Source organism: Actinomadura sp. KC216, assembly GCF_004348535.1.
Classification (GTDB): Bacteria; Actinomycetota; Actinomycetes; order Streptosporangiales; family Streptosporangiaceae; genus Spirillospora.
This window is the reverse complement of record NZ_SMJX01000026.1, coordinates 1-25082: the sequence shown is the minus strand read 5'-3', so window position 1 is coordinate 25082 and position 25082 is coordinate 1. Positions and strand designations below refer to the sequence as shown.

Here is a 25082-nt window from a genome sequence, read left to right as displayed (position 1 = left end):
GGCGCCCATCCGCGCACGATCACGGGGTGATGACGGTGCGCATCCGAGCCTTTACGGAGAAAACACTTTGTGTCCGCCGGGGAACCTCCGCATCATTGAACACATCGAACGAATGCGGAAAGCACGAAGGGGCGAGCCACCGGTTAGGCGGCCGGTCTCCAAAACCGGCGGAAAGTGGGTTCGACTCCTACCACCCCTGCTGAGCACGGACGATGGGCTTGTGGTGTAACGGAAGCACACCTCCCTTGCAAGGAGGCGATCAGGGTTCGACTCCCTGCTGGTCCACTGACGCCGGGCGCCGCGGGCCGCCTCGCGGAAGACGGCCCGCGGCGTGTCCCTGGAGGGTTGGCCGAACGGTAAGGCAGCAGTTTCGAAAACTGACGTCGAGGTGACACTCGAAGGGGTTCGACTCCCTTACCCTCCGCAATTAGTAGAGGAATTCAGGCTCAAGCGTGTCCCTGTGGGGGGACGACCCCCCACACCCCCCGGTTCGCTTCGCTCAGGCCGGCACCGGCTCTCCGGCGGTGATCGTCTCGGACAGGTCGGCGAGGACGTCGCTCAGGCGGTCCAGGGCGTCCGCGATCCACGGCAGGCCCGCCGGGGCGGGGGAGGCCAGGGCCGCGAGGCGCTGCTCGTCGTCGTCGCCGTAGAGCTGGCTCGGCGCCACCCGCATCCGCAGCGCGGACGGGGCGTCCCCGAACGAGCTGCCGGGCAGGACGCCGACTCCGTAACGTTCCAACAGCAGGTCGGTGAGGTCGGCGGCCGTCCGGACGCCGTGGTTCTCGCCCAGCGCGTCCCGCCTCGGGGCGAAGTCCGGGTAGACGTAGAACGCCGCCTCCGGACGCGTGACGCGGGCCCCCGCCGCGGCGAACCGGTCCGCGACCGCCCCCGTGATCGCGGCGTGCAGCCGCCTGCTGCGGTCGATGTGCTCCACCAGCTCGGGCGGCTCGGCGAACGCGTACGCGGCGGCGTGCTGCATCGGCGCGGGCGCGCTGGACCACATCTCGCTCGCCACGCCCAGCAGGCTGTCGCGCAGCGCGCGGCCGAACGGGCCGTCCGGCAGCCGCGCGACGCCGAGCCGCCAGCCGCCCGCCGCCAGGTTCTTGCTCAGGGCGGTCGTCACGACCGTCCGCTCCGGGGCGTACAGGGCCGGGCTCGGGATCGGACGTCCGGGGTCGTGCACCAGGTCGCGGTATATCTCGTCCGAGATGATCAGCAGGCCGTGCTCGCGCGCCACCGCGCACAGCCGCCGGACGGTCTCCTCGGAGGCGATCGTCCCCGTCGGGTTGTCCGGAAGCGTCACCACGACCGCCCGCACCTCGCGTCCCCGCGCGCGGGCCCGCACCACGGCATCGGCCAGGAGCGCCGGGCTCGGGACGCCGCCCTCGCCGCGCGGCGTGGCGACGCGGATCGGCTCGGCGCCCACCAGCGACGCCTGCGCCGCATAGCTCACCCAGCTCGGCGACGCCACCACGGCGTCCCCGCCGATCGCGGTCAGCAACGCGTACAGCAGCGGTTTGCTGCCGGGCCCGGCGACGATCATGGACGGTTCGGTGGGCAGCCCGCGCCGGGTCCAGTACCCGGCGGCGGCGCCGCGGAGCGCGGCCGACCCGGCGACCGGCCCGTAGCCGCCCCGTCCCGCGGCGGCGCCGAGCTCGCGGGTCAGGGCCGGGTGGATGGGGATCCCGGCCTCCCCGAAGCCGAGCGGCAGGACGCGGACGCCCTCCCGGCGCTTGCGGGCGATCGCCTCGTTCACCGCGAGCGTCGCCGACAGGGCGACGGGACGCGGCGAGAACGGTAGCGGCCGGACGGGTTCGGACTCTTTCTGGGCAGGCATGAACGCTCCAAGGGCATGCGAGATCAGCGGTGGGTGTGAGCGGAATCCCCCTGTACGACCCGGCCGGGTTCGATCTCATCCTTACCCCCGACTAGCATCATCACAAGCGAGTCTCACCGATGGTTAGCGTAAGATCAGCTTATGCTCGAACTTCGCCGCCTTCGGCTTCTCGCCGAATTCGGCCGCCGCGGCAGCATTGCCGCGACCGCCGCCGCCCTCGGTTACACGGCCTCCGCCGTCTCCCAGCAGCTGGCCGCGCTCGAACGCGAGGCCGGCGGCGTGCCGCTGCTGGACCGCACCGCCCGCAGCGCCGAGCTGACCGACGCCGGGCGCCGCCTCGCCGAGCGCGCCGAGGAGATCCTCGGCCTCGTGGAGACCGCCGAGGCGGAGCTGTCGGCGGTCTCCGACACGCCCATGGGCCGGGTCGTGGTCACCGCGTTCCCCACCGCCGCCGTCGCGTTCGCGCCCGCGCTGGCGCAGAGCCTCGGCGAGCACCCCCGCCTGACGTTCGTGCTACGGCAGACCCGGCCCGGCGACGGCATCCGGCAGGTGCAGAACGGCGAGGTCGACATCGCGCTCATCGACGACTGGACGGGCAAGGTCCCCGAGCAGTCGCCCGCCGCGCTGACGTTCTTCCCCCTGCTCCGCGACCCGCTGGTGCTGGTCGTCCCGGCCACGCACCCCATGTCGGACCCCGCGCGCCGGGTCGACCTGCAGCAGCTCAGGGACGAGCCGTGGATGGCCGCGCCGCCCGGGGAGCCGTCCCGGCAGGCCCTGGAGCGGCTCATGGACACCGTGGGCGGGGCCCGTCCCGTCCCGTGGGAGTTCGAGGGCCTGCACACGATCCTCAGCCTGGTGGCGCGCGGCATCGGGATCACCGCGGTGCCCGCGCTGGCGCTCGCCGCCGGTGACCAGGGCGTGGCCGTCCGGCGCATCCCCGAATGCACGCTCGCCCGCGAGGTCTACGCCGTGACCAGGGCCGCGAGCGTCCGCCGGCCGTCGGTGGCGGAGACGCTCAGGGCCGTCCACGCGGCGGCTCGCGACGTTCAGCCGGCCCCGCCTGAGGGGTGAGCGGGCCACCCGCTACCGTCGAAAGTGAGACCTGGGTCACGCAGGTTCAAAACCGGCCGCATCCGGCCGCCGCCCGCACCGGACGCGCGGCGGATACGAACCAATGAGGGAACGCGAGCACGCGGACCGGATCACTCGAAAACGGACAGACGCGTGCCGAACATCACGTACGGTGGTGCGAATCGTGACCACAACCGAGTCCATGGACACCGATCGGGGAGCACAGCGCTCGATGGATCGACCGGCGACACCTCCCGCCGCGCCCTCCACCGCGGCGGAGACCCCCGCCCCGGCGGCCCAGGCCGCCGAGGCGCCCGGGGGTCCCCGCGAAGGCGGCGCGCATGCCGCCTGCGAGAAGGACGCCGCCCCCGAAGGGCACCACGCCTTCGAGCTGCCGCGGGTGACGGCGCTGCTGATGCACGCGCTCCCGCGCTTCGTCGAAGGGGTGATCGCGCCCGTCGCGGTCTTCTACGCCGCGCTGACCCTGCTCGGGCTGAACGGCGCGCTCGTCGCCGCCGTCGCGTGGGTGTACGGCGGCATCGCCTACCGGTTCCTGCGCGGCCACCCGGTGTCGGGAATGCTGCTGCTGGCCGCGGTCGGCGTGACCGTCCGCGCGGCCACGGCCGCCGCGACGCACAGCGCGGTCATCTACTTCCTCCAGCCGACGCTCGGCACGCTGATCGTCAGCCTGTCGTTCCTCGCCTCCGTCCCGCTCGGGCGGCCCCTGGCCATGAAGCTGGCCAGGGACATGGCGCCGATCCCCGAGGCGTTCCTCAAGCACGCCAGGGTGCACCAGTTCTTCCTGCGCATCTCGCTGCTGTGGTCGATGGTCCTGTTCGCGAACGTGGCCGTCAGCCTGTGGATGCTGTTCAACGAGTCGATCGGCATGTACCTGTGGTTCCGCACCGGCATCGTCGCCGGGCTGGGCGCGATCGGCGTCGCCGTCTCGGTGTGGGGCTTCAGGCGCGTCGTCCGCAACGTCAACCGCGAGCCCTCGGCCGCCTGACCGCCGAACCGCCGCCTGACCTCCGAACTTCCGGCCCGTTCGCGGCGTCTCCCTTCACAGGTACATTCACCACTTGGGGTGAATTCACAGGCTTTGGGGGAGTTTGTCGTGATCCACGGTGGGCGGAGCATGCGGGTGGCGCTGACGGGCGGCGCGGGCGCGGTGGCGCTGCTCGCGGCCGGCTGCATGGCCGGCGAGGAGGGGAAGCTGGCCTCGGGGAGCTCGGCCGACGCCGTGACGATCACCCCGGCCAACGGGACCGCCCAGGTCAGGCCGGACGGCACGATCGAGGTCAAGGCCGCCGACGGCAAGCTGCAGAAGGTCACCGTCCAGGGCGAGGGCGCCACCATCACCGGGACGTTCGGCCGCGGCCACAAGACCTGGCGCTCCAGCCGGACGATGACGCCCGGCACGTCCTACACCGTCACCGCGCAGGCGAGCGACGACGGCAAGACCCGCACCGCGACCAGCTCGTTCACCACCCTCAAGGCGGACAAGACGCTCTCGATCGCCGACGTCACCCCGAACCTCAAGGGCGAGAAGGTCGGCGTCGGGATGCCGATCATGGTCCGGTTCGACCGCCCGGTCACCGACAAGGCCGCCGTGGAGCGGGTGCTGCGCGTCACCCCGGACAAGCCCGTCGAGGGCGCGTGGAACTGGGTCTCCGCCGACCAGGTCATCTACCGGACGAAGACGTACTGGCAGCCGCACCAGACCGTCCGGTTCCACGCCGGCCTCGCCGGGGTGAACGCGGGCGGCGGCGTCTACGGGGCCGAGGACGAGCAGGCCACCATCACCATCGGTCCCGCGCAGATCACCAAGGGCGACATCGGCGACCACCACATGACGGTCACCCGCGACGGCAAGAAGCTGCGGACCATCCCGTTCAGCGCCGGCAACGGGCAGACACGGGAGTTCACCACCACCAGCGGCGTCCACCTGCTGATGGAGAAGGGCAACCCCGTCACGATGACGTCCCCGGGCCGCAAGCCCGGCGACCCCGGCTACTACAAGACGGTCGTCAACCACGCGGTCCGCTTCTCCAACAGCGGCGAGTACGTCCACTCGGCGCCGTGGTCGGTCGGCTCGCAGGGGTCGGCGAACGTCAGCCACGGCTGCCTGAACGTCAGCCCCGCCAACGCCAAGTGGTACTACGACACCATGCAGCGCGGCGACGTCATCGACCTGACCGGCACCGACCGCGAGGTCGAGCCGCTGAACGGCTGGGGCTTCTGGCAGCTGTCCTTCGACAAGTGGGCGCAGGGCAGCGCGCTGCGGTGAGTCACTCTCGCCCCATGCAACGCTTTGATCTCGGACGCCCGCCAAAACCCCGGGTCATGACATGATCCTCGGTTTTTGTCGTTATTGTCTCCCTGGTAGACGGCGGGTTCGGGAGGTCGCAGTGCAGCGGAGGATTTCCGCAGGGGTTCGGGCTGGTGCGGGTATGGCGGGGATCGTGCTGCTGCTCACGACGGCGGCGTGCAGCGGGGGAGAGAAGGAGGGCGGCGTCACCGTCGGCGAGAAGGCCGACGCGGGCGTTCCCCAGGTCACGATCAGCCCCGGCGACGGCAATCAGAAGGCCGAGCCGGAGGACGGCGTGAAGGTCACCGCCGCGGGCGGCACCCTCGAACAGGTCACGGTCACGCTCAAGGGCAAGCCGGTCGACGGCGAGATGGCCGCCGACAAGGCCAGCTGGAAGTCGCGCACGCTGCGTCCCGGCTCCAAGTACCAGGTCACGGCCATCGCCAGGAGCCCGCAGGGCAAGACCGCCACGGTCAACGCCGCCTTCGCCACGCTCAAGGCGCCGAAGGAGCTCGACATCGTCGACGTCACCCCGAGCAAGGGCGAGAAGGTCGGCGTCGGCATGCCGATCCAGGTTGTCTTCAACCGGGCGGTCGAGGACAAGAAGGCCGTGGAGCGGGTCCTGGACGTCAAGTCGACCAAGCCCGCCACCGGCGCCTGGTTCTGGGCGAACGACACCACGGTGATCTTCCGGACGAAGAACGGCGAGTACTGGCAGCCCAACCAGAACGTCACGTTCTCGGCGAAGCTGGCCGGCGTGAAGTCGGGCAAGAAGACCTACGGCGTGGACGACTTCGCCCGCAAGTTCCGCATCGGCGACTCGCACATCATCAACATCAGCACCAAGAAGAAGAAGGCGGTCGTCAAGAAGAACGGCCGCGTCGTCCGGACCTGGCCCATCAGCGCCGGCAAGGGCGGCCGCGTCGTCAACGGCGTCGACACCTACCTCACCACCAGCGGCATCCACCTCACCATGGGCAAGGAGAATCCGGCGATCATGACGTCGGAGTGGATGGGCGTCGACCCGAAGGACAAGAAGAACGGCGGCTACCGCGAGGTCATCCCGCACGCGGTGCGGATCTCCAACAGCGGCGAGTACATCCATTCGATGGCCTCCACCGTCTGGGCGCAGGGCCGGCAGAACGTCAGCCACGGCTGCGTCAACTCCCCGCCCAAGGACGCCCAGTGGTTCTACAACTGGTCCTATCGCGGCGACCCGGTGATCATCACCGGCAGCAAGCGCGGTCTCGACCCGATGAACGGCTGGAGCTACTACGAGATGTCGTGGAGCAAGTGGGTCAAGGGAGGCGCCCTCGACCGTCCCGTGACCACCGGATGATGTTGACGGCCCCCGTCTAGGGGAACAAGCCGGGCAAAGCCGTCGTCCGCGATGGGGGACCCGGTGAACGCTCCGGTGAACGATGGAGAGCGCCGTCCGCCGAGGCTGCGGCGCCGCCTCCGCCGCGCGGCGCATCGCGTGATGCGCCGCGCGGCGCTCTGGTCCCTGCGCCCGCTGCGCTGGCGGCGCCGCGGGCGTGTCCCGGCTCCCGGCGAGCGGCTCCGCGTCCGCGTCCTGCTCCAGAACGCGCACGGGACGGGCGGGACGATCCGCACCGTGCTGAACCTGTGCGGGTACCTGACCCGCGACCACGACATCGAGATCGTCAGCGCGCTGCGGCGGAGCAGACGCCCGTTCTTCCCGGTCCCCCTCGGCGCGACGCTGACGTACGCCGACGACCGCTTCGCGCCCAAGGGCAGGACGGCGCGGCTCCTGGCACGGCTGCCGAGCGTCCTGACGCCGGTGGACGAGGCGTCCTTCCGCCTCATGAGCATGTGGACGGACGTCTGCCTGCTGCGCGCCCTGTACCGCTCGCCGGCCGACGTCGTCATCGGCACCCGCCCGTCCCTGAACCTGCTCGCGGCCGAGCTCGCGCCCCGCGGCGCCGTGACGATCGGGCAGGACCACATGAGCCTGGACTCCTACCGGCCCGCCCTCCACCGGCAGGTCGTCCGCGGGTACCGGCGGCTGACCGTCGTCACCGCCCTGACCGAGGCCGCCCGCGCCGGATACGCGAAGGCCCTCGCCGGGTCCGGTGTCCGCGTCGTGCGGATCCCGAACGCCGCCCCGCCGCTGCCCGGGCGCCCGTCCCGGCGCGAGGACAAGGTCGTGCTGGCCGCCGGGCGGCTCGTCGCCAACAAGGGCTTCGACACGCTCATCCGCGCGTTCGCGCCGATCGCCGCCGAGCACCCCGACTGGACGCTGCGGATCTTCGGGCGGGGCGTGCGCCGCGACCGGCTCGACGCGCTGATCACCGAGCTGGGCCTCGCCGGGCGGGTGGAGCTGCGTCCCGTCACCCGCGACCTGCACGCCGAGATGGCGCGCGCGTCGATCTACGCGCTGACGTCGCGCCGCGAGGGCATGCCCATGGTGATCATCGAGGCGATGGGGATGGGCCTCGCGGTCGTGTCGTTCGACTGCCCGCACGGCCCCGCCGAGCTGATCGACCACGGCCGCGACGGGCTGCTCGTGCCCAACGGGGACGCGGCCGCGCTCACCGCCGCGCTCCGCGAACTGATCGCCGACCGCGGCCTCCGCGACCGGCTCGGCGAGCGGGCGGCCGTGTCCGCGCGCGCCCACGACCTGGAGCACATCGGGCCGCAGTGGTCGCGGCTCCTGTCCGGCTTCCATCCGTCCGCCGGGGCGCCGCGGGACACCGGGCCGGTCGCGGACGGGCCCGATCTGAGCGTCTCCGGCAGCGACCGCTGACGGTCCGCCGCGTCAGGCGCGCTGCAGGACGCCGCGGATGAACGCCGCCTGGCCCACGTGCTGCAGGGAGTCGGAGATCACGCTGACGAGCCGCACGCCCAGGGTGACGGGCGGGTCCCACGCGCGGTCGACGACGCGTTCCAGGTCGGGGTCGGTCACCGAGGCCACGTACTCGGCGGTGGCGGCGTGCACCGCCTCGTGGTAGCCGATCAGCAGGTCCGGCGAGTCCACCCGCACCGACGCGACCTGGTCGGAGGTGTGGCCGTAGCCGGTGTCGGACGGGTCGAGCGGCAGGCCGAACCGTTCGGCCCAGCCGCCGTCCGTCCACGCCTGGGCGGTGCCCGCGACGGCGGAGACGTGGTCGTCCTGGACGCGGGTGAGGTGCCAGATCAGCCACGCGATCGAGTTGGCGTCGGCGTCGACGCGGTAGGCGAGCTGGTCGGCGGTGAGCCCGGCGGCCGTCTCGGCGACCTGCTGCCGGATGCGGTCGAACGCGTCGGTGAGGAGGAGCGCACTGGTCATTGATCAGACGCTACCCCGCTCCCGGCACCGAATTCACGCGCGGCGCGTCGAGTCGCGGGGCGGCGTCGAGGACGGGGACCGGGGTGCGGGACGGGAGGCGGACGGTGACGTCGAGGCCGCCGCCGGGGCGCGGCACGGCCGTCACCGTCCCGCCGTGGGCGCTGGCCGTGGCGCGGACGATCGACAGGCCCAGCCCGGACCCGCGGTCCGAGCGCAGCCGGTCGTTGCCGAGCCGCCGGAACGGCTCGAAGATCGTCTCGACCTCGTAGCCGGGCACCACCGGCCCGGTGTTGGACACCACGACCTCCGCCCAGCCGTCCCGGCTCCGCGTCGTGACCGACAGCCCGCCGCCGTCGCGGTTGTGCCGGACCGCGTTCTCCACCAGGTTCTGCACCAGCCGCTCGACGAGCACGGGATCCCCGGACGTGACGGCCGGGCCGAGGTCGCGGCGGGACGTCAGCCCGCGCTCGCGCGCCTCCGGGGCCGCCTGGTCCAGGACGTGGCCCGCGACGTCGGCCAGGTCGAGAGGGCCCGCGTCGACCGCGACGCCCTCGGTGCCCGCGAGCGTGAGCAGCCCGTCGATGAGCCGCTCGTGCCGTCCGTTCACCACCAGCAGCGCCTCGCCGAGCCGCTTGACGTCGGCGGTCGCGTCGGGGCGGCGCACGGCCACGTCGATGAGCGTCCGGTTGATCGCGAGCGGGGTGCGCAGCTCGTGCGAGGCGTTCGCGACGAACCGCCGCTGGCCGTCGAACGCCCGCGCCAGCCGGCCGAGCATCGTGTCGAAGGTGTCGGCCAGCTCCTTGACGTCGTCGCGCGGCCCCTCGTACCCGATCCGCTCGGTGAGGTCGTGGCTGCGCGCCACCCGTCCCGCCGTCTCGGTGATCGTGTGGACGGGCCGCAGCGCCCGGTCGGCGAGCAGCCAGCCGAACCCGAGCCCGGCCGCGCCGACCAGCCCGAGGGCGATGCCGCCCTGGGTCAGCAGCGCGTTGAGCGTCTTGCGCTGGTAGTCGTCGCGGACCCTGACCATCGCCACCTCGACGCTCCGGTCGGTGGCCTCCACGCCCTGCTCCGGCGGCGGCATCGGGGCCTTCGAGGTGCCGTCGAGCATCCGGGCCGCCTTCGGGACGGCCTGGTTGTCGAGGTTGTTCTTCACCAGGAAGTAGGTCAGGCCCAGCAGGAGGACGCCGGCGCCGATGAACAGGCCCGTGTACAGCAGCGTGAGCCGCAGCCTGATCGTCGGCCGCAGCCGCTCGGTGAACGCCGTCATGGGATCCGGTACCCCGCTCCCGGGACGGTCTCGATGACCGGGGGATCGCCGAGCTTGCGGCGCAGCTTCATCAGCGTCACCCGGACGGTGTTGGTGAACGGGTCGGTGTGCTCGTCCCACACCTTCTCCAGCAGCAGCTCCGCCGACACGATCGCGCCGTCCGCGCGGAGCAGCTCGGCGAGCAGCCCGAACTCCTTGCGGGCCAGGTGCACGTACCGGCCGTCGCGGACCACCTCCCGGCGGGACGGGTCGAGCCGGATCCCGGCGCGCTCCAGGGTCGGCGGCGCCGCCGGGCGGGCCCGGCGGCCGAGCGCCTGCACCCGCGCCACCAGCTCCTCGAACGCGAACGGCTTGGTCAGGTAGTCGTCGGCGCCGAGCCGCAGCCCGTCGACCCGCGCCGGGACGGTGACGGCGGCGGTGAGCATCAGCACCCGCACCAGCGCCCCCGACTCGACCACCGCGCGGCACACGTCGTCGCCGTGCACGACGGGCAGGTCGCGGTCGAGGACCAGCACGTCGTAGTCGTTCACGCCGAGCCGTTCCAGCGCGGCGTCGCCGTCGTAGACGACGTCCACGGCCAGGGCCTCGGACCTGAGCCCGTCGGCGATCGAATCCGCGAGCATCCGCTCGTCCTCGGCGATCAGAACCCGCACCCTGCCGCCCCCTCGCGTCCTGGGCGCCGCGCCCCGCGCGCGCCGCCGCCCCAGCATCGGGCAGCGGGCGTAACGCCGGCATAACGCGAACCGGTTACGCCGGGGTTACCGGCGTCCGGCTGGACTTGCGGTCGCCGCCGGGCGCTCCGCCCGGCGGGGACGATGAGGAGACCGACCGATGCGACGACGACGCGCGTACGCGGCGCTGGCCCTCCTCCCGGTGCTCGCCCTCGGCCCGCTGGGCTGCGGCAGCGAGGGCACGGGCGCGGGATCCGGCGGCACCGCCAAGGCCGTGAGCGACCAGCAGAAGATGCGCGACTTCGCCAAGTGCATGCGCGACAACGGGGTCGACATGGACGACCCGGGTGGGGACGGCGAGATCACGATCCGGCACAGCGAGCCGCCGGGGAAGGCCAAGGGCGCCGGCCCGAAGGTGGACAACGAGGTCGACGCGGCGCAGAAGAAGTGCCGGCACCTGATGCCGAACGGCGGCAAGCCGGAGAAGCCCAAGCCGGAGGAGATCGCCAAGCTGCGCGCGTACGCGAAATGCATGCGCGACAACGGCGTCAGCAAGTTCCCCGACCCCAAGCCCGACGGCAGCATGCTGCTGAAGGCGGGCAAGGGCACCGGGATCGACCCGCAGAGCCCGGAGTTCAAGGACGCGCAGAAGGCGTGTGCCAAGTTCCAGCCGGAACGCGGCCGGAAGGCCCCGCCTCCCATCGAGGGCAAGGACTGATGGCGCGCAGGCGCGCCGTCGCCCTCGGCGCGGCGGGGGTCGTGGTGGCCGGCGGCGCGGGCCTCGCGACCGCCGGCCTGGGCGGCGGTTCCGGCGAGCCCGCCGCCGCGCACGGCTCGCTGCCGCCCGCGACCGCGCCGATCGAGCGGACGACGCTGGTCGAGACGCAGGACGTGGACGGCACGCTCGGCTACGGCGGCACCCGCACGGCGGCCGGCGCGGGAGGCGGCACGCTCACCTGGGTGGCCGCCGCCGGGACGGTGATCCCGCGCGGACGCCCGGTGTACCGGGTGGACGACAGGCCCGTGCCGCTGCTGTACGGCAGGCTCCCGCTGTACCGGACGCTCTCCACCGGGACCGTGGGCGACGACGTCCGGCAGCTGGAGACGAACCTGCGGGCCCTCGGGTACACCGGCTTCACCGTCGACGAGACCTACGGCGCCGCCACCGCCGCCGCCGTGCGGCGCTGGCAGGACGACCTCGGTGTCGCGGAGACCGGGCGGGTGGAGCCGGGGGCGGCCGTCATCGCGCCCGGCCGGATCCGGGTCGCGGAGCGCAAGGCCGATGTGGGCGACCGGATCGGCGGGGCCGTCCTCACCTACACCGGGACCACCCGCGTCGTGAGCGTCGACCTGGACGTGCGGTACCAGCGCCTCGCCAGGAAGGGCGCCGGCGTCGAGATCGAGCTGCCGTCCGGCGACACCACGAAGGGGAGGATCACCTCGGTCGGGAAGGTGGCCACGGAGGGCGGGGACGATCAGCCGACGACGATCGAGGTCACGATCGCGGTCGGCGGGCAGAAGGAGCTCGGCTCCTACGACAAGGCGCCCGTCGAGGTGCGGCTCACCGCGAACCGGCACGACGGCGTCCTCGCCGTGCCCGTCGGCGCGCTGCTCGCGCAGGGGGACGGCGGGTACGCCGTCCAGGTCGTCCAGGACGGGCGCGTCCGCACCGTGCCGGTGGAGACGGGCGTGTTCACCGAGGGCCGGGTCGAGATCTCGGGGGCCGGCCTGGCCGAGGGCATGAAGGTGGGGATACCCAAATGAGCGCGGTGGTGGAGCTGCGGCACGTCACCAAGACCTACCCGGGCGGGGTGACCGCGCTGGACGGCGTGTCGCTGGCGGTCGGGGCGGGCGAGCTCGTCGCGATCGTCGGGCCGTCCGGGTCGGGCAAGTCGACGATGCTGCACCTGCTCGGCACCCTGGACCGGCCGAGCGCGGGCACCGTCCTGGTCCAGGGCACGGAGGCGTCCCGGCTGACCGACCGGCGGCTGTCGGCGCTGCGCGCCCGCCGGATCGGGTTCGTGTTCCAGCAGTTCCATCTCGCCGCCGGGGTCAGCGCGCTGGACAACGTCGCGGACGGGCTCCTGTACGGCGGCGCGCCCGCGGGGGAGCGGCGCCGCCGGGCCCGCCGCGCGCTGGAGCGCGTCGGGCTCGGGCACCGGCTCGGGCACCGCCCGCACCAGCTGTCCGGCGGGGAGCGGCAGCGGGTCGCGATCGCCCGCGCGGTCGTGGGGGAGCCCGCGCTGCTGCTGGCCGACGAGCCGACCGGCGCGCTCGACTCCGCCTCGGGCGCGGGCGTGCTTGACCTGCTGCGGGAGCTGTCGGGCGGCGGGACGACCGTCGTCCTGATCACCCACGACCGGGACATCGCCGCGCTGCTGCCCCGCCAGGTGCGGATGCGCGACGGCCGGATCGTCCACGACGACGCGATGGCGGAGGCCGCCCGATGAACCACGCCGACACCCCCGCGCGGCTCGGCCCGGCGGACGTGCTGCGCGTCGGCGCCGCCGGGCTGCGCACCCGCCCCCTCCGGGTGTTCCTGTCCGCGCTGGGCATCGCGATCGGCATCGCCGCGATGATCGGCGTGGTCGGGATCTCCACGTCCAGCCGCGCCGAGCTCCAGGCCACCCTCGACCGGCTCGGCACCAACCTGCTCACCGTCAAGCCCGGCAAGGACTTCTTCGGCGAGGCCGCCAAGCTGCCGGAGGAGTCGGTCGGCATGGTGGGGCGGATGGCGGACGTCGAGTCCGCGTCCGCCACGGCCGAGCTCGACGACGTCCACGCCTACCGCAACGACCACATCCCGGAGGGGGAGAGCGGCGGCATCGGCGTCCGCGCGGCCCGCCTCGACCTGCCCCGGACCGCAGGCCTCACCATGGCCTCCGGCACCTGGCTCAACGCCGCCACGGCCAGGTACCCGGCCGTGGTCCTCGGGTCGGAGACGGCGGAGCGGCTCGGCGTCGCGGCGCCGAACGTCCAGGTATGGCTCGGCTCGCAGTGGTTCACCGTCGTCGGGATCATGAACCCGAACCGGCTCGCGCCGGAGCTGGACTCCGCCGCCCTCGTCGGCTGGGACGCCGCCGTGGCCCGCCTCGGCTTCGACGGCCACCCGACCACCCTCTACACCCGGGCCCGCGAGGACGCGGTCGAGAAGGTGCAGGGCCTGCTCGCCGCGACCGCCAACCCGCAGGCCCCGAACGAGGTGGAGGTCAGCCGCCCGTCGGACGCGCTCGCCGCGCAGGAGGCCACCGACCGGGCGTTCACCGGCCTGCTCCTCGGCCTCGGCGGCGTCGCGCTGCTGGTCGGCGGCGTCGGCGTCGCGAACACCATGGTGATCTCGGTCCTGGAGCGGCGCGCCGAGATCGGGCTGCGCCGCTCGCTCGGCGCGACCCGCGGCCAGATCAGGCTGCAGTTCCTCACCGAGTCGCAGGTCCTCGCCGCGCTCGGCGGGGTGGGCGGCGTCGCGCTCGGCATCGCCGTCACCGCGGTCTTCGCCGTGACGCAGGACTGGCCGACCGTCGTCCCCGCCTGGGCGATGGCGGGCGGGATCCTCGCGACCCTGCTCATCGGCGGCGTCGCGGGCCTCTACCCGGCGATCAGGGCCGCCCGGCTCCCGCCGACCGAGGCCCTCGCGGCTACCTGACGCCGTAGAGGTGTTCGAGGGCGAGCTGGTCGAGGTGCTCGAAGGCGGTGCGGCGGGCGGAGAGCGCCTCGATGTCGGGGGAGGCGTCGCGGACGTCGCGCCAGTCCTCGCCCTCGGCGAGGGTGGGGCGGGCCAGCTCGTCCAGCTTGGCCTCGGCCAGCGCGTCCCGGACGGCGGGGTCGGCGCGGAACGCGCGGACCTTCTCGCGCAGGATCAGCCAGTTGCGCATGCACGCCGCCGCCGACTCCCACACGCCCTCGTCGTCCTCGGTGCGCGGCGGCTTGAAGTCGAAGTGGATCGGGCCGTCGTAGTCGCTGTGCTCGATCAGGTCGACGACCCAGAACGCGCCGCGCGCGTTCCCGGCGCCGAACCGGAGGTCCTGGTCGTAGCGGGGGCCGTGCTGCCCGTTCAGGTCGATGTGGAACAGCTTGCCCTGCCACAGCGCCTGCGCCAGCCCGTGCGCGTAGTTCAGCCCGGCCATCTCCTCGTGCCCGACCTCGGGGTTCAGCCCGACGTCGCCGGGACGCTCCAGGGTCTGGATGAAGGCGAGGGCGTGCCCGATGGTGGGCAGCAGGATGTCGCCGCGCGGCTCGTTCGGCTTCGGCTCGATCGCGAACCGCAGGTCGTAGCCCTGGTCGGCGACGTAGGCGCCGAGGACGTCGAACGCCTCCTTGTAGCGGTCGAGCGCGGCGCGGACGTCCTTGGCGGCGCCGGACTCGGCGCCCTCGCGCCCGCCCCAGCACACGTACGTGCGGGCGCCGAGCTCGGCGGCCAGGTCCAGGTTGTCCATGACCTTGCGCAGCGCGAACCGGCGGACGTCGCGGTCGTTGGCGGTGAACGCGCCGTCCTTGAAGACCGGGTGGGAGAACAGGTTCGTGGTCGCGGTGGTGACGACGAGGCCGGTCTCCTCCAGCGCCTTGCAGAACGCGCCGATCTTCGCCCGCCGCTCGGCGGGGGCGGCGTCGAACGCGAACACGTCGTTGTCGTGGAAGTTCACGCCGTAGGCGCCGATCTCGGCGAGTTTGCGGACGGCGCGGTCGGCGGGCATCGGCGGGCGGGTGCCGGGGCCGAACACGTCGGCGCCCTGCCAGCCGACCGTCCAGACGCCGAACGAGAACCGGTCCTCGGGTACGGGCGTGTAGTCGGTCATGGGGTCCTCCCTCGGAGCCGCGGGGCGGAGTCGCGCAGCGCGGCGTACCGTTCACGGATCTCCGTGGCGTCCGCCGCGTCGGCGGCGTCGGCGGTGTGCTCGGTGGCGGGCGGGGCGGCCCAGGCGGGCGGCCCGGGCGTCCCGGCGAGCGCCCACGCGGCCTGGCGGGCGGCGCCGAGCGCGACGTACTCGGCGGGTTCGGGGACGGTCACCGGCGTCCCGAGGATCGCCGGGGCCAGCGCCCGGACGGCGGCCGAGCGGGCGCCGCCGCCGATCAGCAGCGTCCGGCGCGGCCTGACCCCGCTCCGCGCCGCCAGGTGGTCGACGGCGTCGGCGAGCGAGCACAGCAGCGCCTCCACCGCCGCCCGCGCCACGTTCTCCCGCGTCGCGTTGGACGTGGTCAGCCCGGCGAGGACCCCGGTCGCGTCCGGACGGTCGGGCGTGCGTTCCCCGTCCAGGTAGGGGAGCAGCGTCACGCCGCCCGCCCCCGGCTCGGCGGCGAGCGCGAGGGCGGACAGCTCGTCCAGCGCCGCCCCGGTCATCGCGGCGGCGGAGGACAGGACGCGCGCCGCGTTCAGCGTGCAGACCAGCGGGAGGAAACGGCCGGTGGCGTCGGCGAACCCGGCGACCTGGCCGGACGGGTCGGCGGCGGGCCCGTCCGCCACCGCGAACACCGTCCCGGACGTGCCGATCGACACCGCGACGTCGCCGGGCTCCAGCCCGAGCCCGAGCGCCGCGCCCATGTTGTCGCCGGTGCCGGACCCGAGCGCCGCGCCCCAGGCGGTCTCGCCGGCGCGTTCGCCGGGCGCGGCGACCCGGGGCGGCTCGGCGTCGCGGCCGAGCGCGGCCCGGAGCAGTTCGGGGAGGTAGGCGCCGGTCGCGGGGGACCAGTAGCCCGTCCCGGACGCGTCGCCCCGGTCGGTGACCGGCTCCCGGGCGCCGAGCCGCAGCGTCAGCCAGTCGTGCGGCAGCATCACGCGCTCGGTGCGCCGCGCGTTCTCCGGCTCCTGCTCGGCCATCCAGCGCAGCTTGGTCACGGTGAACGACGCCAGCGGCACGCTTCCGGCGAGTTCCGCGCACCGCCTCGGACCGCCGAACTCCTCGACGAGCGTGCGGGCCTGCGGCGCCGAGCGCGTGTCGTTCCACAGCAGGGCGGGCCGGACGACGCGTCCGGCGCCGTCGAGCGCGACCATCCCGTGCTGCTGGGCGGCGACGGCGACCGCGTCGGCCTGTTCGAGCAGGTCCCGGACCTCCGCCAGCGCGCTCCACCAGTGGTCGGGGTGGCATTCGGTGCCGTCCGGATGCGGCGCGGACGCCTCGGCCACCACGGCGCCGTCCGCGGCCCGGCACAGGACCGCCTTCGTCGACTGCGTCGAGGAGTCGACGCCCGCGACCAGGGGGGATTCGGCCATCCGCCTTCACCTTCCGTCGAAACCCGAGACTAATTCATCGCCGTCGTCGGCGGCCGGGCGCCATCGCCACGGACGGCCCCTGTATGCGAACATATGTTCGTGTCCGGAGGTGCCACGATCCTGCATGCCGACCTGGACGCGTTCTACGCGTCGGTCGAGCAGCGCGACGATCCCGGGCTGCGGGGGCGGCCGGTGATCGTCGGCGGCGGGGTGGTGCTGGCGGCCAGCTACGAGGCCAAGGCGTACGGGGTGCGGACGGCGATGGGCGGCGGGCAGGCGCGGCGGCTCTGCCCGCGCGCGGTCGTCGTCCCGCCGCGCATGAGCGCCTACAGCGCGGCGAGCAAGGCCGTGTTCGCGCTGTTCCGGGCCACGACGCCGCTGGTGGAGGGCCTGTCGATCGACGAGGCGTTCCTCGACGTCTACGGGCTGCGCCGCTCCCCAGTGGACATCGCCGTCCGGCTCCGGCGGGAGGTCGCCGAGGAGATCGGGCTGCCGATCACCGTCGGGGTGGCGCGCACCAAGTTCCTCGCCAAGGTCGCCAGCGGCGTCGCCAAGCCCGACGGGCTCCTCGTCGTGCCGCCGGACGGCGAGCTGGAGTTCCTGCGGCCGCTGCCGGTGCGGCGGCTGTGGGGCGTCGGGCGGGCCACCGCCGAGAAGCTCGCGCGCTTCGGCGTCACGACCGTCGGGGACGTCGCCGACATGCCGGAGTCGACGCTGGTGACGCTGCTCGGCCCCGGCGCCGGACGGCACCTGCACGCGCTGGCCCGCAACCGCGACCCGCGCCCGGTGCGGACCGGGGTGCGGCGCCGGTCGATCGGCTCGCAGCGCGCGCTGGGCCGCCGACGCCGCTCGCCCGAGGAGCTGGACGCCCTGCTCGTCGGGATCGTCGACCGGCTCGGCGGGCGGCTCCGCAAAGCCCGGCGGGTGTGCCGGACGGTCACGCTCCGCCTCCGCTTCGAGGACTTCGCCCGCGCCACCCGCTCGCGCACGCTGCCGCAGGCCACCGCCGACACCCCGCGCATCCTGGAGACCGCCAGGGACCTCCTCGCCGCCGCCGCGCCGATGATCGAGACCCGCGGGCTGACCCTGATCGGCGTCTCGCTCGGCAACCTCCACGACAACCGCGCCGTCCAGCTCGCGCTGCCGTTCGACCAGGCCATGGCCGTGGACGGCGCCGTCGACGGCGTCCGGGAGCGGTTCGGGTCGTCCGCGATCACCCGCGCGGTCCTGCTGGGCCGCGACCAGGGGATGTCCGTCCCGATGCTGCCGGACTGAACGTCAGGACGGCTCGATGATCCCGAGGCCGTCGGCGCCGACCTTCACCGCCGACTCGTCCAGCGCCGACTCCGAGACCGGCTGGATGTTCCCGTCGAGGTCGAGGACGGGGCTGGCCTCCTTGTACCAGGACTCGATCACCGCGTTGCCCCAGAAGTCGCGGCGGCGGTCGTCGTGGACGTTCCACCGGTACGTCTCGTGGTCGGGGTCGCCGGTGTAGTAGTCGGAGGTGTAGACCTCCACCCGGTGCCCGTCGGGGTCGCGGAGGTAGACGTAGAAGGCGTTGGACACGCCGTGCCGCCCGGGGCCCCGCTCGATGTGGTGCTCCTTGCGCAGCGACCCGAAGATGTCGGCGGTGTGCAGGACCTGGTGGGACTCGTGCGTCGCCACCCCGAGGTGGTGCAGGCGCGGCCCGGCGCCGCCGGTGAACGCGACGTCGTGGACGGTCTGCTTCCGGTACATCCACGCCGCGTACAGCTCGTGCTCGTCGCCCTCGATCGTCTCCGAGCAGCCGAACCCGAGCGACTTGTAGTGGTCGTAGGCGGCGGGGATGTCGGGCGTGCAGATGTTGAAGTGGTCGAGCCGCGCGATCTGCGCGCCGCGGTGCAGGTCGTAGCGCTGGATGAGGCGCTCGCCGCGGGCGATGTCGTGGAAGAACTCGACGGTGAAGCCGAGCGGGTCGACGGCGCGGACCGCGTCGCCGACACCGTGGGTGCCCTCGTCCGGGCGGATCCGCCGGACGGGGCGGCCGAGCTCGGTGAAGAACTTCTCGGCGCGGTCGACGTCCTCGGGCGTCCGGACCCGGTAGGCGAGGTGGTCGAGGGCCGCGACCGGGCCCTTGCGCAGCACCAGCGAATGGTGGGTCAGCTCGTCGGTGCCGCGCAGGTAGAGGGCATCGGTCTCCTCGTGCTGGACGTGCAGGCCGAGCATGTCGACCCAGAACCACCGGGCCGCGGCCAGGTCGGTGACGGCCAGCTGCGCGTAGGCGGAGCGGACGACGTCGGGGGGAGGAGTGCTCATCATTTCTCCTGAACGCCGAAGCGAGGCGTGTGCACCTCGCCGAGCATCACGTGGACGATCTTGGACTCGGAGAAGAAGTCGATGCTGTGCGCGCCGCCCTCCCTGCCGACCCCCGAGTCCTTCACGCCGCCGAAGGGAGTGCGCAGGTCACGGACGTTGTGCGAGTTGATCCAGACCATACCCGAGGCGACGCCGTGGGCGATGCGGTGGCCGCGGCGCAGGTCGCTCGTCCAGACGTAGGCGGCGAGGCCGTAGCGGGTGGCGTTGGCGAGCTCGACCGCCTCGTCCTCGTCGTCGAACGGCGCGAGCGCCACCACCGGGCCGAAGATCTCCTCCTGGAAGATCCGGGCGTCGCGGGGGACGTCGGTGAACACGGCGGGCTGCAGGTAGTTGCCCTCGGGCAGGTGCGCGGGGCGCGTGCCGCCCGCGATCAGCTTGGCCTCCCGCTGCCCGATCTCCACGTACTCCAGGACGCGCGCGTAGTGCTCGGTGTGCACGAGGGCGCCGACCTCGGTGGCGGGGTCGGACGGCAGCCCGACCCTGACCCGCTCGGCCCGCTCGGCGATCCGCCGGGAGAACTCCTCGTAGATCGGCCGCTCCACCAGCACCCGGGACCCGGCCGTGCAGCGCTCGCCGTTCAGCGAGAACACCCCGAAGACGACCGAGTCGAGGGCCGCGTCGAGGTCGGCGTCGGCGAACACCACGACCGGGGACTTGCCGCCGAGCTCCATCGACAGCGCCTTCAGGCCGTCCGCGGAGCAGCGCATGATGTGCCGGCCGGTATCGGTGGAGCCGGTGAACGACAGCAGCGGCACGTCCGGGTGGTCGACCAGGGCCTGGCCCGCGACCTCGCCGATGCCGTGCACGATGTTGACCACCCCGGCGGGCACCCCCGCCTCGGTGAAGATCTCGGCCCACAGGGTCGCCGACAGCGGCGTCCACTCGGCGGGCTTCAGCACCAGCGTGCAGCCGGCCGCGAGCGCCGGGGCGAGCTTCCAGCTCTCCAGCATGAACGGCGTGTTCCACGGGGTGATCAGCCCGGCGACGCCGGCGGGCGTCCGGACCACGTAGTTGAGCTGCTGGTCGCCGACCCGGTACGCCTCCTCGCCGAGCGCGACGATCACGTCGGCGAAGTAGCGGAAGTTCTCGGCGGCGCGGCGGGCCTGGCCGCGCGCCTGCGTGATCGGAAGCCCGGAGTCGAACGACTCGAACGCGGAGAGCCGGTCCTCGCGCGCCTCGACGGCGTCGGCGATCCGGTTCAGGATCGTGGCGCGCTCGCGGTTGCCGACGGCGGACCAGGCGGGGAACGCCGCGCGGGCCGCCGCGACGGCGCGGCCGATGTCGGCGGGCCCGCCCGCGGCGCAGGTGGCGTAGGGGGCGTTGGAGACGGGGTCCACGACGTCGAAGACCGCGCCGTCGGCGCTGTCGGCGGGCTCGCCGCCGATCCAGTGCCGGATGCGCTCCGGGAGTCCGTCGGGACGGTCGGGGGAGGAGGGGAGGGACATCGTGCTCTCTTCCGGTTCGTTGTGGGACGGCGCTGCGCGGGGATCGTGCGTCAGATCCCCGCGGTGAGGTCGCCGCCCTGGTCGAGCAGGGCGCGGATGCGCGCCTGGGCGTCGCCGGACGGCGCCGCGAGCGGCGGCCGGACGTGCCCGGACGGGATCCGGCCCTGCCGCTCAAGCACCCACTTGGCGGGCGCCGGGTTGGTCTCGACGAACAGCAGGTCCACCAGGGGGTGCAGGCGGTAGTGCAGGTCGCGGGCGGCGGCGTGGTCGCCGGCCGTCCACAGCTCGTACATCCGCGCGACGGCGGCGGGCGCGAGGTTGGTCACGGCGCTGATGAACCCGGCGCCGCCGAGGGCGAGCAGCGGCAGGCACAGCAGCTCGATCCCGGACCAGACGAGCAGCTCGGGCCCGCAGGCGTGCAGCACGCGGGAGAAGTGCTCGAAGTCCTTGGTCGTCTCCTTGATCCCGACGACGTTGTCGAAGTCGGCGAACAGCCGCCGGACGGTCTCCGGCGCGATGTCCACGGCCGTCCGGGACGGGACGTTGTAGATCACGAGCGGCAGGTCGGGGAACTCGCGCGCGACGGTCGCGTACCAGTCGTACAGGGCGTTCTGGGTGGGCCGCGCGTAGTAGGGGGTGATGATCAGGGCCGCGTCGGCTCCGGCCTCGCGGGCCGCCGCGGTGATCTCCAGGGTCTCGTCCAGCTTCGCCGATCCGGTGCCGGGCAGGAACGGGACGCGGTCGGCGACCTCGTCGGCGGCCGTGCGGATCGCGGCGATGCGCTCGGCCGCGGTCTGCGCGCTCGGCTCGCCGGTCGAGCCGCCGAGGGACACCCCGTGCGAGCCGGACTCCAGCTGCCAGCGGATCAGGCCGCGCAGCGCGTCGTGGTCGACGGCGCCCTCGGCGGTGAACGGCGTGACGACGGGCGCGATGGACCCGCGGATCGTGGCCGGGTCGGTGCGGAACTTCAACGTTGCTCCTCGAAGGCTCTGAGCTGCGGTCTCAGCTGTGGTCGCGGCGCCAGGTCTCGTAATGCTCGCGCCAGCGCGGCCCGAGCGGGTAGAGGCCGTCGACGGGCTCGCCCTCGGCGACGCGCTCGGTGATGAAGCGCTCCTGCGCCTCCTGCTCGGCGGCGTCGGCGGCGAGGCCCTCGACGATGTCCGGGGGGATGACGACGACGCCGTCGGCGTCGCCGACCAGGACGTCCCCGGGCTGGACGAGCGCGCCGCCGCAGGAGATCGGCAGCCCGGTGTCCCAGGGGACGTGGCGGCGGCCGAGCACGGCCGGGTGCGCGCCCGCGTGGAAGACGGGCAGGTCCATGGCGGCGACGGTCGCGCTGTCGCGGAGTCCGCCGTCGGTGACGACGCCCGCGGCGCCGCGCTTCGCGGCCCGCAGCGCGAGGATGTCGCCGATCGTCCCGGACGAGGCGTCGCGGCGCGCGTCCATCACGAGGACCTGGCCGGGGCGCAGCTCCTCGATGGCGCGCTTCTGCGCGTTCATGCCGCCGCCGTGGCGCTCGAACAGGTCCTCGCGGAGCGGCAGGTAGCGGAGCGTGTGGGCCGTCCCGACCATCTTCACGCCGTCGCCGCCCGCCGGGTGGACGCCGTCGATCGACATGTGCTGCAGGCCCCGCTTGCGCATCTGGGAGCTGAGCGTGGCGGTCGACAGGCCGCGCAGCGCCTCCGCGACGGCCTCGTCGAGCGTGGCCTTCGCCACATAGGCCGAGCCCCAGGCGTCGGCGCGGGCGGCGTCGTCGGCGCGCGGCATCGCGCCCCAGCCGTCGAGCGGGCCCGCCTGCACCACCGTGTTGGACAGCCGTCCGGTAGATTGCGGGCCGGCGGTGACCTCGACCTCGACGGTGTCGCCCGGCCCGGCCACCGACGCGCCCGCCGGGGTCCCGGTGAGGATCACGTCGCCCGCCTCAAGGGTGACCAGCCGGGACAGGTCGGCGACGAGCGCCGCGAACGGGAACAGGAGCGTGTCGCTGGTGTCGTCCTGGACGATCTCGCCGTTCACCCAGGTGCGGATCCGCAGCGCCGCCGGGTCGAGGGCGCGGGCGTCGAGCAGCCGCGGCCCGATCGGGGTGAACCCGTCCGCGCCCTTGGAGCGCAGGTTGGAGCCGCGGTCGGCCCACTTCATGTCGTGCACGCCCGCGTCGTTGGCGGCCGTCACCCACCCGACGTGCTCCCACGCCTCGCCGGGCGCCACCCGGTGCGCGCGCCGCCCGATGACCAGGGCGATCTCGCCCTCGAACGTCATGAGCTCGCAGCCGGCCGGGCGGGCCAGGGGGTCGCCGGTCCCGGCGAGGGAGGAGGGCGGCTTGAGGAAGTACGAGGGCTCGGAGGGGATGCGCCCGCGCTCCCTCGCGCGGGACGGGAAGTTGAGGTGGACGGCAATGATCTTCGAGGGCCGGTCGCCCAGCGGGTGCGGCACTGCGAGCTCTCCTGTGACGGGACGGGAACGAACCTGGCATCAGGTCTGAGCAAATCGTATATGAAGTCATGCACGATGACGAGAGTGCAATACATCTCGCTTCAACCGTTCCAAGATGCGAGACGACCGGGAGCGGAACCCGATGTTCCCGTGCAGTATGATCGCAAATCGTATGCGAAATCCTCTAGGAGGTGCTTGACGGATGGGCGACCTCGCCGTTCGCACGTTCACGTCCGCCGATCCGGTGGACGCGCCGCCCGTGCTCCTCGTGCACGGCCTCTGCTCGGACGGGAAGGCCGACTGGGTCGACACCGGCATCGCCGAGGCGCTCACCGCCGCCGGGCGGACGGTCGTCGTCCCGGACCTGCCCGGCCACGGGGAGAGCGCCCCGCCTTCCGCCTCCGCGGAGGCCACCGCTCCGGCCATCGCCGCCGACCTCGTCGCCGTCCTGGACCGCGCCGGGTACTCCACCGTCGACGCGGCCGGTTACTCGCTCGGTGCCAGGATCGCATGGGAGCTCGCCGCGACGGCCCCCGACCGCGTGGAACGCACCGTGCTGGGCGGGCTCAGCCCCGCCGAGCCGTTCACCGCCGTGGACGTCGAGGCGCTGCACCGCGCCGTCCGCGAGGGCGCCGAGCCCGCCGACCCGTTCACCGGAATGATCGCCGGCATGATCACCTCCCACGGCGACCGCGCGGCCGGGCTCGCGCTGTGCGTCGAGGGCCTGCGCTCGACGCCGTTCGCGGGCGGTGCCTGGAACGCCAAAGTCCTTCCGGTGTTCGTCGTCGGCGACAATGATGAGCTGACACGAGGAATCGGAGACCTCGCCGAAGAGCTCGGCGAGGCGCGACTGGTCACGGTGCCGGGCGCCCACCACGAGGTGCTGGGCGGCTCGGCCTTCCGCGCCGCCGTGCTGGACGCGCTGTCGCGGTGACAGGGTCGTTCCGGGGGGTGTGGGGCCGAAGATGAGGAGAACCGGGTGACTGCCGCGAAGAAGCAGGACCAGACCAAGGAGAGCAAGGCCGAGTTCTGCTACGAACTGCTGCGGTCGCGCATTCTGGAGGGCACCTACGTGCCCGGCTACCGGTTGGTCATCAACCAGCTCGCCCAGGAGACCGGGGTTAGCACCATCCCGCTGCGCGAGGCGCTGCGCCGCCTCCAGTCCGACGGGCTCGTCGAGGTGGTGCGCAACGTCGGCGCCCGCGTCGCGGTCTTCGAGGCCGAGCAGGTGGAGCACACGCTGCAGATCCTGGCCCGCCTGGAGGGCTACGCCACCGCCATCTCCGCGCCGTACATGAAGGCCGGCGAGATCGGCCGCTCGCGCAAGATCAACGACCGCATGGTCGAGGCGCTGGAGGAGTTCGACCCCACCGCGTTCACCGCGCTCAACCGGGAGTTCCACTTCTCCATCTACGAGCACTGCCCCGACGCGCACCTGAAGGCCCTGCTGGAGGCCGAGTGGACGCGCCTTGACCACATGCGCCGCTCCACCTTCACCTACGTCCCCGGCCGCGCCCGCCGCTCCGTCGTCGAGCACGAGCGCATCCTGGAACTCATCTCCAAGGGCGCCGACCCGGGCGAGATCGAACGCGTCGCCTGCGCCCACAAGAACGCCACGGCCGACGCCCTCCACAGCGCCGTCCCGCATAAGTAACGAGAACATCGAAGGCGCCTTCCCCCGGGTTGGAGGAAGGCGCCTTCGGCGTTTCAAGCTCAGCCGGGGCCACGGGTCGTGCGGCCGTAGGCGCCCAGCGCCGGAGGTCGCACGACCCGGCGGCGCAGGCGACCGGAGCGACGCGCGCCGCACGTTGTACGGGCACGACGGACCGCAACAGCGGCGTGAGGATCGCCTGCGCCGTGACGGGGGTTCCAGGGGGTCGCCCCCTGGGCCAACTACGTGAGGAGTTGGCCGCCGTCGACCTGGATGACGGTGCCCGTGATGTGGTTCGCCTGGTCCGAGGCCAGGAACAGGACCAGGGGGGCGATGTCGTCCGTGGTGGCGATCCTGTTCAGCGGGATGCGGGACTCCCAGGCCGCGCGGGCCTCGGCGTTCTCCATGAGCCCGGCCGTCATCGGCGTGTGGACCGGTCCAGGAGCGACGCCGTTGACGCGGATGCCGTGCCCCGCGAGCTCCAGAGCGGCGGTGCGGGTGAGGGCGTCCACGGCCGCCTTGGTGGCCTCGTAGTGGCCGAGGCCGGGGG

23 protein-coding genes and 3 tRNA genes are annotated in these 25082 nt (G+C 73.3%); 15 read left to right on the top strand and 11 right to left on the bottom strand.

Features of this window, described 5'->3' with window-relative positions:
* Positions 1-127: 127 nt before the first annotated feature.
* The 3 genes from E1264_RS43185 (at position 128) to E1264_RS07210 (ending at position 424) form a co-directional block, all read left to right on the top strand.
* Positions 128-199: transfer RNA gene (locus E1264_RS43185), tRNA-Trp, on the top strand.
* 15 nt (positions 200-214) lie between these two features.
* Positions 215-285 (top strand) — tRNA-Ala (locus E1264_RS07215).
* Positions 286-339: 54 nt separating this feature from the next.
* Positions 340-424: transfer RNA gene (locus E1264_RS07210), tRNA-Ser, on the top strand.
* A 75-nt stretch (positions 425-499) separates the two neighbouring features.
* On the opposite strand, the gene E1264_RS07205 is transcribed toward E1264_RS07210, so the two are convergent.
* Positions 500-1837 (bottom strand): pyridoxal phosphate-dependent aminotransferase, encoded by a 1338-nt coding sequence (locus tag E1264_RS07205; protein ID WP_132170859.1) that lies wholly within the window; start codon positions 1835-1837, stop codon positions 500-502.
* A gap of 141 nt (positions 1838-1978) precedes the next feature.
* On the opposite strand from E1264_RS07205, the gene E1264_RS07200 reads away from it, so the two are divergent.
* The 5 genes from E1264_RS07200 (at position 1979) to E1264_RS07180 (ending at position 7983) form a co-directional block, all read left to right on the top strand.
* Positions 1979-2908: a LysR family transcriptional regulator gene (locus E1264_RS07200; RefSeq protein ID WP_132170857.1), complete on the top strand. Its 930-nt coding sequence runs from the start codon at positions 1979-1981 to the stop codon at positions 2906-2908.
* Between the two features lie 184 nt (positions 2909-3092).
* The gene (locus tag E1264_RS07195) at positions 3093-3914 is read left to right on the top strand and encodes a VC0807 family protein (protein WP_243710805.1); all 822 of its coding nucleotides are present in this window, start codon (positions 3093-3095) and stop codon (positions 3912-3914) included.
* 108 nt (positions 3915-4022) lie between these two features.
* Positions 4023-5195, top strand: coding sequence for an Ig-like domain-containing protein (locus tag E1264_RS07190; protein WP_243710804.1), 1173 nt, complete (start codon positions 4023-4025; stop codon positions 5193-5195).
* A gap of 163 nt (positions 5196-5358) precedes the next feature.
* A complete protein-coding gene (locus E1264_RS07185; protein ID WP_132170855.1) occupies positions 5359-6555 on the top strand; it encodes an Ig-like domain-containing protein in 1197 nt (398 codons plus the stop codon).
* Positions 6556-6618: 63 nt separating this feature from the next.
* Positions 6619-7983 (top strand): glycosyltransferase family 4 protein, encoded by a 1365-nt coding sequence (locus E1264_RS07180; protein WP_243710803.1) that lies wholly within the window; start codon positions 6619-6621, stop codon positions 7981-7983.
* A gap of 12 nt (positions 7984-7995) precedes the next feature.
* Here E1264_RS07180 and E1264_RS07175 read toward each other — a convergent pair whose 3' ends face one another.
* Genes E1264_RS07175 through E1264_RS07165 form a run of 3 tightly spaced genes read right to left on the bottom strand, consistent with a single transcriptional unit; the run spans position 7996 to position 10425 of the window.
* Positions 7996-8505, bottom strand: a complete 510-nt coding sequence (locus E1264_RS07175; protein WP_132170851.1) for a DUF664 domain-containing protein — start codon at positions 8503-8505, stop codon at positions 7996-7998.
* A gap of 10 nt (positions 8506-8515) precedes the next feature.
* Entirely contained in the window at positions 8516-9772 is a 1257-nt protein-coding gene (locus E1264_RS07170) for a HAMP domain-containing sensor histidine kinase (protein ID WP_132170849.1), read from the bottom strand.
* Positions 9769-10425 carry a response regulator transcription factor gene (locus E1264_RS07165; RefSeq protein ID WP_165964048.1) on the bottom strand — a complete coding sequence of 219 codons (657 nt, stop codon included), beginning with the start codon at positions 10423-10425 and terminating at the stop codon, positions 9769-9771. Before E1264_RS07165 ends, E1264_RS07170 begins: the two co-directional genes overlap by 4 nt.
* A gap of 178 nt (positions 10426-10603) precedes the next feature.
* Between E1264_RS07165 and E1264_RS07160 the strand changes: the two genes are divergently transcribed.
* From E1264_RS07160 to E1264_RS07145, 4 genes are read left to right on the top strand one after another with little or no spacing between them, the layout of a single operon-like run.
* Positions 10604-11161, top strand: coding sequence for a hypothetical protein (locus tag E1264_RS07160; protein WP_132170845.1), 558 nt, complete (start codon positions 10604-10606; stop codon positions 11159-11161).
* A complete protein-coding gene (locus E1264_RS07155; RefSeq protein WP_132170843.1) occupies positions 11161-12207 on the top strand; it encodes a peptidoglycan-binding protein in 1047 nt (348 codons plus the stop codon). The genes E1264_RS07160 and E1264_RS07155 overlap by 1 nt, the downstream gene beginning before the upstream one ends.
* A complete protein-coding gene (locus tag E1264_RS07150; RefSeq protein ID WP_132170841.1) occupies positions 12204-12893 on the top strand; it encodes an ABC transporter ATP-binding protein in 690 nt (229 codons plus the stop codon). Before E1264_RS07155 ends, E1264_RS07150 begins: the two co-directional genes overlap by 4 nt.
* Positions 12890-14086 (top strand): ABC transporter permease, encoded by a 1197-nt coding sequence (locus E1264_RS07145; RefSeq protein ID WP_132170839.1) that lies wholly within the window; start codon positions 12890-12892, stop codon positions 14084-14086. The genes E1264_RS07150 and E1264_RS07145 overlap by 4 nt, the downstream gene beginning before the upstream one ends.
* On the opposite strand, the gene xylA is transcribed toward E1264_RS07145, so the two are convergent.
* The gene (xylA, locus tag E1264_RS07140) at positions 14079-15236 is read right to left on the bottom strand and encodes a xylose isomerase (RefSeq protein ID WP_132170837.1); all 1158 of its coding nucleotides are present in this window, start codon (positions 15234-15236) and stop codon (positions 14079-14081) included. The two genes, E1264_RS07145 and xylA, sit on opposite strands and share 8 nt — an antisense overlap.
* Positions 15233-16648 carry a xylulokinase gene (gene xylB, locus E1264_RS07135; protein ID WP_132170836.1) on the bottom strand — a complete coding sequence of 472 codons (1416 nt, stop codon included), beginning with the start codon at positions 16646-16648 and terminating at the stop codon, positions 15233-15235. The genes xylA and xylB overlap by 4 nt, the downstream gene beginning before the upstream one ends.
* Positions 16649-16747: 99 nt before the next feature.
* On the opposite strand from xylB, the gene dinB reads away from it, so the two are divergent.
* Complete coding sequence (gene dinB / locus E1264_RS07130; protein ID WP_243710802.1) at positions 16748-17923, top strand: DNA polymerase IV; 1176 nt, start codon at positions 16748-16750, stop codon at positions 17921-17923.
* Between the two features lie 3 nt (positions 17924-17926).
* On the opposite strand, the gene hpaD is transcribed toward dinB, so the two are convergent.
* Genes hpaD through E1264_RS07110 form a run of 4 tightly spaced genes read right to left on the bottom strand, consistent with a single transcriptional unit; the run spans position 17927 to position 22881 of the window.
* A complete protein-coding gene (gene hpaD / locus E1264_RS07125) occupies positions 17927-18943 on the bottom strand; it encodes a 3,4-dihydroxyphenylacetate 2,3-dioxygenase (protein ID WP_132170831.1) in 1017 nt (338 codons plus the stop codon).
* Positions 18943-20448: a 5-carboxymethyl-2-hydroxymuconate semialdehyde dehydrogenase gene (gene hpaE / locus E1264_RS07120; RefSeq protein ID WP_132170829.1), complete on the bottom strand. Its 1506-nt coding sequence runs from the start codon at positions 20446-20448 to the stop codon at positions 18943-18945. The genes hpaD and hpaE overlap by 1 nt, the downstream gene beginning before the upstream one ends.
* A 50-nt stretch (positions 20449-20498) precedes the next feature.
* Positions 20499-21419 carry a 4-hydroxy-tetrahydrodipicolinate synthase gene (dapA, locus tag E1264_RS07115; RefSeq protein ID WP_132170827.1) on the bottom strand — a complete coding sequence of 307 codons (921 nt, stop codon included), beginning with the start codon at positions 21417-21419 and terminating at the stop codon, positions 20499-20501.
* Positions 21420-21450: 31 nt separating this feature from the next.
* A complete protein-coding gene (locus tag E1264_RS07110) occupies positions 21451-22881 on the bottom strand; it encodes a fumarylacetoacetate hydrolase family protein (protein ID WP_132170825.1) in 1431 nt (476 codons plus the stop codon).
* A 202-nt stretch (positions 22882-23083) separates the two neighbouring features.
* On the opposite strand from E1264_RS07110, the gene E1264_RS07105 reads away from it, so the two are divergent.
* On the top strand, positions 23084-23815 hold the full coding sequence (locus tag E1264_RS07105; RefSeq protein ID WP_132170823.1) for an alpha/beta fold hydrolase: 732 nt from the start codon (positions 23084-23086) through the stop codon (positions 23813-23815).
* A gap of 45 nt (positions 23816-23860) precedes the next feature.
* Positions 23861-24535 (top strand): GntR family transcriptional regulator, encoded by a 675-nt coding sequence (locus tag E1264_RS07100; protein WP_132170821.1) that lies wholly within the window; start codon positions 23861-23863, stop codon positions 24533-24535.
* Positions 24536-24774: 239 nt separating this feature from the next.
* On the opposite strand, the gene E1264_RS07095 is transcribed toward E1264_RS07100, so the two are convergent.
* A partial coding sequence (locus E1264_RS07095) for an SDR family oxidoreductase (protein WP_132170819.1) occupies positions 24775-25082 on the bottom strand: 308 nt, incomplete at its 5' end.

Bases quoted from the DNA above. Each gene is read 5' to 3' on its own strand.
- E1264_RS07185 (WP_132170855.1), top strand. From the start codon at position 5,359: ATGGCGGGGATCGTGCTGCTGCTCACGACGGCGGCGTGCAGCGGGGGA.
- E1264_RS07155 (WP_132170843.1), top strand. From the start codon at position 11,161: ATGGCGCGCAGGCGCGCCGTCGCCCTCGGCGCGGCGGGGGTCGTGGTG.
- E1264_RS07160 (WP_132170845.1), top strand. From the start codon at position 10,604: ATGCGACGACGACGCGCGTACGCGGCGCTGGCCCTCCTCCCGGTGCTC.
- hpaD (WP_132170831.1), bottom strand. From the start codon at position 18,943: ATGAGCACTCCTCCCCCCGACGTCGTCCGCTCCGCCTACGCGCAGCTG.
- E1264_RS07205 (WP_132170859.1), bottom strand. From the start codon at position 1,837: ATGCCTGCCCAGAAAGAGTCCGAACCCGTCCGGCCGCTACCGTTCTCG.
- E1264_RS07200 (WP_132170857.1), top strand. From the start codon at position 1,979: ATGCTCGAACTTCGCCGCCTTCGGCTTCTCGCCGAATTCGGCCGCCGC.
- E1264_RS07150 (WP_132170841.1), top strand. From the start codon at position 12,204: ATGAGCGCGGTGGTGGAGCTGCGGCACGTCACCAAGACCTACCCGGGC.
- xylA (WP_132170837.1), bottom strand. From the start codon at position 15,236: ATGACCGACTACACGCCCGTACCCGAGGACCGGTTCTCGTTCGGCGTC.
- hpaE (WP_132170829.1), bottom strand. From the start codon at position 20,448: ATGTCCCTCCCCTCCTCCCCCGACCGTCCCGACGGACTCCCGGAGCGC.
- xylB (WP_132170836.1), bottom strand. From the start codon at position 16,648: ATGGCCGAATCCCCCCTGGTCGCGGGCGTCGACTCCTCGACGCAGTCG.
- E1264_RS07170 (WP_132170849.1), bottom strand. From the start codon at position 9,772: ATGACGGCGTTCACCGAGCGGCTGCGGCCGACGATCAGGCTGCGGCTC.
- E1264_RS07105 (WP_132170823.1), top strand. From the start codon at position 23,084: ATGGGCGACCTCGCCGTTCGCACGTTCACGTCCGCCGATCCGGTGGAC.
- E1264_RS07145 (WP_132170839.1), top strand. From the start codon at position 12,890: ATGAACCACGCCGACACCCCCGCGCGGCTCGGCCCGGCGGACGTGCTG.
- E1264_RS07175 (WP_132170851.1), bottom strand. From the start codon at position 8,505: ATGACCAGTGCGCTCCTCCTCACCGACGCGTTCGACCGCATCCGGCAG.